The 8,191-nt window shown below is 58.7% G+C and carries 5 protein-coding genes and 2 tRNA genes; 5 read left to right on the top strand and 2 right to left on the bottom strand.

Annotated features, from left to right (window positions below; translation table 11 throughout):
- Nucleotides 1-39: 39 nt before the first annotated feature.
- The 3 genes from lon to ACCAA_RS21355 all read left to right on the top strand — a co-directional run bounded on the left by lon (nucleotide 40) and on the right by ACCAA_RS21355 (nucleotide 4,681).
- The gene (lon, locus tag ACCAA_RS21345) at nucleotides 40-2,463 is read left to right on the top strand and encodes an endopeptidase La (protein ID WP_186409260.1); all 2,424 of its coding nucleotides are present in this window, start codon (nucleotides 40-42) and stop codon (nucleotides 2,461-2,463) included.
- A gap of 62 nt (nucleotides 2,464-2,525) precedes the next feature.
- A tRNA-Val gene (locus ACCAA_RS21350) sits at nucleotides 2,526-2,601 on the top strand.
- Between the two features lie 172 nt (nucleotides 2,602-2,773).
- On the top strand, nucleotides 2,774-4,681 hold the full coding sequence (locus tag ACCAA_RS21355) for a SurA N-terminal domain-containing protein (RefSeq protein WP_186409261.1): 1,908 nt from the start codon (nucleotides 2,774-2,776) through the stop codon (nucleotides 4,679-4,681).
- A gap of 72 nt (nucleotides 4,682-4,753) precedes the next feature.
- Here ACCAA_RS21355 and groL read toward each other — a convergent pair whose 3' ends face one another.
- Both groL and groES read right to left on the bottom strand, forming a co-directional pair.
- A complete protein-coding gene (gene groL / locus ACCAA_RS21360) occupies nucleotides 4,754-6,409 on the bottom strand; it encodes a chaperonin GroEL (protein ID WP_186409262.1) in 1,656 nt (551 codons plus the stop codon).
- Between the two features lie 96 nt (nucleotides 6,410-6,505).
- Nucleotides 6,506-6,796, bottom strand: coding sequence for a co-chaperone GroES (gene groES, locus ACCAA_RS21365; protein WP_186409263.1), 291 nt, complete (start codon nucleotides 6,794-6,796; stop codon nucleotides 6,506-6,508).
- 343 nt (nucleotides 6,797-7,139) lie between these two features.
- On the opposite strand from groES, the gene ACCAA_RS21370 reads away from it, so the two are divergent.
- Together ACCAA_RS21370 and ACCAA_RS21375 are read left to right on the top strand one after the other, a co-directional pair.
- Nucleotides 7,140-7,745: a DUF4337 domain-containing protein gene (locus tag ACCAA_RS21370; RefSeq protein ID WP_186409264.1), complete on the top strand. Its 606-nt coding sequence runs from the start codon at nucleotides 7,140-7,142 to the stop codon at nucleotides 7,743-7,745.
- A gap of 211 nt (nucleotides 7,746-7,956) precedes the next feature.
- A tRNA-Met gene (locus ACCAA_RS21375) sits at nucleotides 7,957-8,033 on the top strand.
- Nucleotides 8,034-8,191: the final 158 nt, after the last annotated feature.

Here is an 8,191-nt window from a genome sequence, read left to right on the forward strand (position 1 = left end):
CATCTGGAAGCGTGAACTTTTACCTGAAGGGCACAATCAATGTCTGCAACCCCCAAGCTGGCCAACGAGTCAGTCGAATTGCCGCTGTTGCCTCTGCGCGACGTGGTTGTCTTTCCCCACATGGTGATTCCACTGTTTGTTGGGCGGCCGAAGTCGATCAAGGCCCTCGAAACAGGGATGGAACTGGGCAAGAGCATTTTGCTCGTCGCCCAGAAGTCGGCCGTCAAGGATGAGCCGGAAGGCGAGGATCTGTACGGTGTCGGCTGCGTTGCCAATATCCTGCAGATGCTGAAGCTACCCGATGGCACTGTCAAGGTACTGGTCGAAGGGGTACATCGCGCTCGTCTGGAAGCGATCGATGCCCGCGATGAGATGTTCTTCGCGCGGGCGCGGCCGGTGATGGCTGAAGACGGTGTCAATCATGAGGTGGAGGCCTTGCGGCGTGCCGTGATCGCCCAGTTCGACCAGTACGTCAAGCTCAATAAAAAGATCCCGCCGGAGATCCTGACGTCGATTGCCGGCATTGAAGAGGCCGGTCGTCTGGCCGATACCATCGCTGCACATTTGCCGCTAAAGCTCGAGCAGAAGCAGGAAATCCTCGAGATGTTCGATATTCGCGCCCGCATCGAGCGGCTGCTGACGCAACTCGAAGCCGAGATCGATATCCTGCAGGTCGAGAAACGCATCCGCGGCCGTGTCAAGCGGCAGATGGAAAAGAGTCAGCGCGAGTATTACCTCAACGAGCAGGTCAAGGCGATCCAGAAGGAACTTGGCGAGGGAGAGGAGGGTGCTGACCTCGACGAACTCGACAAGAAGGTCAAGGCGGCAGGCATGAGTAAGGAGGGTCTCGCCAAGGCGCAGGCGGAACTCAGAAAGCTCCGCCTGATGTCGCCCATGTCGGCTGAAGCCACGGTGGTGCGCAATTTCATCGAAACGCTGAGCGGCCTGCCATGGCGCAAGCGGACGCGAACCAGCAAGGATCTGGCGGCCGCTGGAAAGATCCTCGACACCGATCACTGGGGTCTGGAAAAGGTCAAGGAACGCATTATCGAGTATCTCGCGGTGCAGCAGCGCGTTGACCGGCTGAAGGCACCGATTCTGTGCCTGGTGGGTCCTCCAGGTGTCGGCAAGACCTCGCTCGGACAGTCGATTGCGCGGGCGACCGGGCGCAAGTTTGTCCGCATGAGCCTGGGCGGAGTGCGCGACGAGGCCGAAATCCGTGGCCATCGCCGGACCTACATCGGCTCGATGCCCGGCAAGATTCTGCAGAACATGAGCAAGATCGGCGTCAAGAATCCGCTTTTTCTGCTCGACGAAGTCGACAAGATGGGGCAGGATTTCCGTGGTGACCCGAGTTCGGCTCTGCTCGAAGTGCTCGATCCGGAACAGAACTCGACTTTCGTCGATCACTATGTCGAGGTCGAGTACGATCTGTCCGAGATCATGTTCGTGGCCACGGCCAACACGCTGAACATCCCGGCGCCCCTGCTGGACCGCATGGAAGTGATCCGGCTCTCCGGGTATACCGAGGACGAGAAGGTCAACATCGCGCAGCGCTACCTGCTCCCGAAACAGATCAAGAACAATGGGCTGAGGGTTGCCGAGTTGACTGTGGCCGAGAGCGCGCTACGCGATATCGTTCGCTACTACACGCGCGAGGCGGGCGTGCGGTCGCTCGAGCGTGACATTTCCAAGATCTGCCGCAAAGTGGTGAAGACGCTGCTGCTCAGGAAGAGTCAGACGAAGGTCGCGGTGAGCGCGCGTAACCTTGACAAGTTCCTCGGTGTTCGCCGCTACAACTTTGGCATCGCAGAGCGCGAGAACCAGGTCGGGCAGGTCACCGGGCTGGCGTGGACAGAGGTTGGCGGCGAATTGCTGACCATTGAGTCGGTCGTCTTGCCGGGCAAGGGCAAGACGATAACCACCGGCAAACTGGGTGAGGTCATGCAGGAGTCGGTCCAGGCGGCGCTGTCGGTGGTGCGCAAGCGCGCCCAGTCGCTGGGCATTGATCACGATTTCTACCAGAAGAGCGATATTCACATCCATCTTCCGGAGGGGGCGATTCCCAAGGATGGGCCGTCGGCGGGTGTCGGGATCTGCACCGCGCTGGTGTCCGTTCTGACCGGCATCCCGGTGTGTTGCGATGTGGCGATGACCGGCGAGATTACTCTGCGCGGCGAGGTTTTGCCGATTGGCGGACTCAAGGAAAAACTTTTGGCGGCCGTTCGCGGTGGCTTGGCCAGGGTGCTGATTCCAGAGGAGAATATCCGCGACTTGGCCGAGATTCCGGACAACATCAAGAACAAGCTGGAGATCATTCCGGTCAGGTGGATTGATCAGGTGCTCGAACTGGCGCTCGAACGCAAGCCGGAGCCCCTGGCGGCCGATCCGCTTGCTGCGACGCCCGCGGTGGCGGCTACCGTCGGGGAGGCCTCTGGCGGACAGGTGGTGATCACGCATTGATCTTGTACCCTGGGATGCGGTAGACTACGCGCTCTATGTCCTCCATGCTTCGGTCACGCCTCGGGTGCTTAGCTCAGTTGGTAGAGCGCTAGCCTTACAAGCTGGATGTCGGCGGTTCGAGCCCGTCAGCACCCACCAGAGCGAGCGAGAAGGGTTCTGCAGCGTTTTTGGGAGTGCTAGTCGGCTGAAATGCCGGCCCGTCAGGCCGGAGCCGCTGGCTAGCGTCTCGTCCATTACGCCACTGCTGAAAGGCGAACGCAAGTTCGCCTTTTTTGTTGTCGCCTCAATATTCCAGTGAGTCAGCGAGACCATGTTCTTTGATGCCGTTCGCAGTAACAAGAGAGTCGTTCAGATATTTCTTGCCTTGATTACCCTGCCCTTCGCCTTCTGGGGCGTCGATTCGTACGTGCGCAACAGTGGGGCGGGTACCGATCTGGCCAGTGTCGGTGACTCGAAGATCACCATGCCGCAGTTCGATCAGGCCTGGCGTGCTCAGCAGGATCGAATGCGACAAGTGTTGGGTACCAACTTTCGGCCGGAGTCGATGAATAACCCTGAGGCCAAGTTGGCGGTTCTCAACGCGCTGATCGATCAGCGCTTGTTGCTGCTCGATGCGGCAAAGGACAGGCTTGGAGCTGGCGATGACCGTTTGCGCGAGGTGATCAGCAAGATTCCTGCCCTGCAGGACAACGGGCAGTTTTCCATGGCGCGCTATCAAGCGGCGCTGGCGGCTCAGGGCATGTCGCAGCCGCAGTTCGAAGCACAGATGCGTCAGGATCTCACCTTGCAGCAATTGGTCAGTGCGATTGGTGATACCGGCATCGTCAGCAAGACCGTCACCGCGGTGATGTTGCAAATTCAATCCGAGGTGCGACAGGTCGCCGAACTACGCTTCGCTGCCGAACAATTTGCCGACCAGGTGAAGATCGACCCGGTCGCCGCCCAGAAGTACTACGAAGAGAATACGAAGCGGTTCGAAATTCCGGAGCAGACCAAGGCCGAGTACGTCGTTCTCTCGCTGGACACGCTTCTCGACAAGGCCAAGGTCAGCGATACCGAAGTGGCAGCCTGGTATGAGAGTCACAAGGATCGTTATCAGCAGGCCGAAGAGAGGCGCGCGAGCCACATTCTTATCCTGACCAATGGTGACGGGGACAAGGAAAAAGCCAAGGCCAGGGCAGAAGAGGTGCTGAAGGAAATTCAGAAGTCGCCAGCCAGATTTGCCGAACTGGCGAAGCAGTTCTCACAGGATCCCGGCTCGGCCGAAAAGGGCGGTGACCTGGGCTTCTTTGCCCGCGGCACGATGGTCAAGGCGTTTGAGGACGCCGTCTTCAAGGCCCGAGAGAATGAGATATCGGGTTTGGTGCAGTCGGAATTCGGCTACCACATCATCAAACTGACGGAGATCAAGGCCGGCAAGCAGCGTCCCCTGGCCGAGGTGCGCGCTGAAATCGAAGATGAGTTGAAGCGTCAGGCAGCATCAAGGCAATTCGCCGAAGCGGCCGAGGTGTTCAGCAACATGGTCTATGAGCAGCCGGACAGCTTGCAGCCGGCCGCCGAACGATTCAAGCTGAAGATCCAGCAGTCGGGTTGGTTGCTGCGCAACCCGGCGCCGGAGGCGCTGGCTGCACTGGGCCAACTCGGCAATCCGAAGGTTCTTGCGTCGCTGTTTTCTGACGACTCGCTGAAAAACAAGCGCAATACGGAAGCGGTCGAGATCGCGCCGAACACGCTGCTGGCGGCACGTGTCATTGAACATCGGCCGGCGAGTACCAGGCCATTCGATACGGTGAAGGCAGGCATCGAAGCGGCTCTCAAGGCTCAGGAAGCGGCTGTCCTGGCCCGCAAGGCCGGAGAGGCTCGACTCCGCGAGTTGCAACAGGGCTCCGAAGACAATGCGGTCTGGGTTCTGGCGAGGAATGTTTCGCGCGCCGATAGTGGTCAGGTGCAGGGCGCGGCGCTGAAGGCCATCTTCAACGCGGACGTCCAGAAACTGCCGGCGTATGTCGGTGCTGAAGTCGACGGCGGCAACTACATGCTCTACAAGATCGTGAAGGTTAGCCACCCGGAAAGCGTGGACGATGGCAGGCGCAAGGCTCTTCAGCGTGAATACGGCACGACGCTGGCACAGCAAGATTTTGCGGCTTACCTCGCGGGTTTGCGGCAGCGCTACAAGATCAACATCAACAAATCGGCGCTGGAAAGCAAGGAGCGTTAGCGGTTTGTCTGATGCGAAAAAAACCCCGCCGAAGCGGGGTTTTTTGTGAGCTGGCAAATGCCGGCGCAGGAATTACATGTCCATGCCGCCCATGCCACCCATGCCGCCCATGCCACCGCCCATGCCTCCGCCGCCCATGGCCGGCTTCTCTTCCGCCAGTTCAGCGACCATGCAGTCGGTGGTCAGCATCAGGCCAGCGATGGAAGCGGCGTTTTGCAGCGCCGTGCGGGTCACCTTGGTCGGATCGAGGACGCCCATTTCAACCAGGTCGCCATATTCACCGGTGGCCGCGTTGTAACCAAAATTGCCGGTCCCCTGGAGGACGGCATTGACGACCACCGAAGGCTCTTCGCCGGCGTTGGCGACGATTTCACGCAAGGGTTGCTCCAGCGCGCGCAGCACGATCTTGACGCCAGCGTCTTGGTCGGTGTTGTCGCCCTTCAGCGAGGCAAGCGCCACGCGGGCACGCAGCAGTGCGACTCCACCGCCGGGAACGATGCCTTCTTCGACCGCAGCGCGGGTGGCGTGCAGGGCGTCTTCGACGCGGGCCTTCTTTTCTTTCATCTCGACTTCGGTGGCGGCGCCAACCTTGATCAGGGCAACGCCTCCGGCGAGTTTGGCCACTCGCTCCTGCAGTTTTTCCTTGTCGTAGTCGCTGGTCGCCGTCTCGATCTGCGCGCGGACCTGTTTGACACGCGCCTCGATCGTGGCGCTAACGCCGGCACCGTCGATGATCGTCGTGTTCTCTTTGCCGATTTCGATGCGCTTGGCTTGGCCGAGTTCGGCGAGCGTTGCTTTTTCGAGCGTCAGACCGACTTCCTCAGCGATCACCTGGCCGCCGGTCAGGACGGCAATGTCCTCGAGCATGGCTTTGCGCCGGTCGCCGAAGCCCGGCGCCTTGACGGCACAGGTCTTCAGGATGCCGCGGATGTTGTTGACCACCAGCGTGGCAAGTGCTTCGCCATCGACATCTTCAGCAACGATCAACAGCGGACGGCCTGCCTTGGCAACCTGTTCGAGCACCGGCAGCAGATCACGAATGTTCGAGATCTTCTTGTCGAAGATCAGCACATACGGGCTCTCCAGGATGGTGTTCTGCTTCTCGTTATTGTTGATGAAATAGGGGCTCAGGTAGCCGCGATCGAACTGCATTCCCTCGACGACATCAAGTTCATTGTTCAGCGATTTGCCATCTTCGACAGTGATGACCCCTTCCTTGCCGACTTTGTCCATCGCCTTGGCGATGATGTCGCCAATGTCGCTGTCCGCATTGGCAGAGATCGAACCCACCTGAGCGATCTCCTTATTGGTCGAACACGGCTTCGAGAGCTTCTTCAGTTCGTCGACGGTAGCCACTACCGCTTTGTCGATACCGCGCTTGAGATCCATCGGGTTCATGCCGGCGGCAACGTACTTCATGCCCTCTCGGACGATCGATTGGGCCAGGACGGTAGCCGTAGTGGTCCCGTCACCGGCGATGTCGGAAGTCTTGGAGGCGACTTCCTTGAGCATCTGGGCGCCCATATTGGCAAACTTGTCTTTCAGCTCGATTTCCTTGGCCACCGAGACACCATCCTTGGTGACTGTCGGAGCACCGTAGGAGCGCTCGAGAACAACATTGCGGCCCTTCGGACCAAGGGTGATCTTGACTGCGTCGGCGAGGATATTTACGCCCTCGACCATGCGAGCGCGTGCGCTATCGCCAAATTTGACGTCTTTAGCTGCCATAGAATAACTCCTAGAATTCTTTGATGATTTGAATCGGAACCGGGAAACTTGAGTGTGGCCTAGCGGTGTGACGACATCGCCGTTTTGCCGATGGCTTTACGGCTCGATGACGCCCATGATGTCTTCCTCGCGCATGACCAGCAGCTCGTCGCCATCGACCTTGACGGTCTGGCCAGCGTACTTGCCGAACAGGACGCGGTCACCCACCTTGACGGCGAGGGCACGAATAGTGCCGTCTTCGAGCACCTTGCCATTGCCGATGGCGCGGACTTCGCCCTGATCGGGCTTTTCAGCGGCGGCATCGGGGATGACAATACCGGATGCGGTCTTGCGCTCTTCTTCAAGACGTTTAACGATCACGCGATCATGCAACGGGCGAATCTTCATGCGGTTTCTCCTTGGTTAAAGCAAATAAGCGAACACTACGGGCAAGTCCAGCCGACATCAATACGAGATTTTGGCAGGGCTCTGTTAGCACTCAAAGCTAACGAGTGCTAATAATAGGGCCGGGGACGTGAAATTTCAAGTCCTGGTTGACCTAAAGCCGAGGCCCTCACCCAGCCACTGCATGGGCTAATATGCGGGGCGCCAAGTTGAGAAACGGCTGGAACCTGTTCACCCACGACTCGTCAGGCCCTTCATGCCCGTGCTTGCTCGGCGATCCGTTGTGGCAGCGGTTGTCGTGCCACGACTTTTCCGGAACCTTTCACTGTTAAGGGAGGATGTTGACATGGCTGACATCAAGGATGTGATTGAGGATGTGGTCGACAAGGCTGGGCGGTCTTCCGACCGGCTGAACAGCGTAATTGCCTTGCTGGTCGCCGTCCTGGCGACGGTGATGGCGCTATTCAATGTAAAGGACGGCAACATTGTGCAGGCAATGGCGCAGGCGCAGGCCAGGAGTGTCAACGCTTGGAGCTATTTTCAGGCCAAGAGCACCAAGCAATCGCTCGCCGAGACCATCCTCGACCAGCTTACGTTCGAGCGCGAACGCGGCGCAGCGCTGACGCCGGACGCCGCAGCACTGCTGGACAAGAAGATCGACCTCTATCGCGGCAAGGTGAGTCGCTACGAAAGCGAGAAGGAGGATATCAAGAAGGAGGCTGAGGGTTACGAGAAGGAATACGATCGACTGAATGTCCACGACGACCAGTTCGACATTGCCGAAGCCGGAATCACGGTTGCTCTCGCGGTGTTGGGTATCGCCGCGTTGACGCGCCGCACCTGGCTGGTTTGGTTTGCTCTGTTGTTCGCCGGGGTCGGGCTTGCGTCGGGCATTGCCGGGTTTGTCGGTGCTGACTTCCATCTTGATTTCATTGCCAACCTGCTCAGTTGAGGCTTGAACCGCCCGAACGCGAAGTTCCGCAACCGTGTTTTCAAGCGCAGCTATTTTGGCTCAGTCTCAAGTTTTTGCCGGTAAAGCGTTGACGACACGGTAGAGCGCTGGTAGAATGCTCCTTCTTCGCAGCACGGTGTTTTTGACCGAGCAACATTTCGGGCAAGTACGGTGTGGCGGGCATTGAGGTAGCATTTGCTCCTCAAACAGTCGCGGGGTGGAGCAGTCTGGCAGCTCGTCGGGCTCATAACCCGAAGGTCACAGGTTCAAATCCTGTCCCCGCAACCAGCTCTTTAAAAATTGGACAACCGATAGGTGTGGGTTCTTGATCTGGTAGATGATTTGCGCAAGCGGATTATCGAAGAGATGAAGTAACTCGCACGGATGTAGAAGCTGTTGATCTGGAGGAATCCGGGTTGGCGGCGAAGCAAGTCAAGCGAGAGCAA

The organism is Candidatus Accumulibacter aalborgensis (assembly GCF_900089955.1).
Taxonomy (GTDB): Bacteria; Pseudomonadota; Gammaproteobacteria; order Burkholderiales; family Rhodocyclaceae; genus Accumulibacter; species Accumulibacter aalborgensis.

What these genes read in the sequence shown, in the direction of transcription:
- groES (WP_186409263.1), bottom strand. Translation starts at nt 6,796, where the DNA reads ATGAAGATTCGCCCGTTGCATGATCGCGTGATCGTTAAACGTCTTGAA.
- ACCAA_RS21355 (WP_186409261.1), top strand. Translation starts at nt 2,774, where the DNA reads ATGTTCTTTGATGCCGTTCGCAGTAACAAGAGAGTCGTTCAGATATTT.
- lon (WP_186409260.1), top strand. Translation starts at nt 40, where the DNA reads ATGTCTGCAACCCCCAAGCTGGCCAACGAGTCAGTCGAATTGCCGCTG.
- ACCAA_RS21370 (WP_186409264.1), top strand. Translation starts at nt 7,140, where the DNA reads ATGGCTGACATCAAGGATGTGATTGAGGATGTGGTCGACAAGGCTGGG.
- groL (WP_186409262.1), bottom strand. Translation starts at nt 6,409, where the DNA reads ATGGCAGCTAAAGACGTCAAATTTGGCGATAGCGCACGCGCTCGCATG.